A 235-nucleotide genomic window follows, 5' to 3' on the forward strand; every position below is an offset into this window, starting at 1 on the left:
TCCGATTCGAGCCAGGTTTCGGAACCGTCTCAGACGAGGACAAGCCATGACAACGTATCGCCCGGCCCAACCGCCACCCAACGGATCGGTTTCCGCCGGCTCGGCCGACTCGGCCGACTCGGCCGACTCGGCCGACCAGAGGAGTTTGCGTCGCAACTCCATGAGTACTGGGCACATCGTGTTCTTTGTGGTCGCGGCCGCGGCGCCACTGACCGTGGTCGGCTCGCTGTTCTCC

At 65.1% G+C, this 235-nt stretch carries 1 pseudogene; it reads left to right on the top strand.

What is annotated here, in order from left to right:
- Nucleotides 1-46: 46 nt before the first annotated feature.
- Nucleotides 47-235, top strand: a pseudogene (locus RM423_RS25320) (hypothetical protein); the annotation flags it as partial.

Origin of the sequence: Jatrophihabitans lederbergiae, assembly GCF_031845305.1 — a bacterium.
In the GTDB taxonomy this organism is placed as follows: Bacteria; Actinomycetota; Actinomycetes; order Mycobacteriales; family Jatrophihabitantaceae; genus Jatrophihabitans_A; species Jatrophihabitans_A lederbergiae.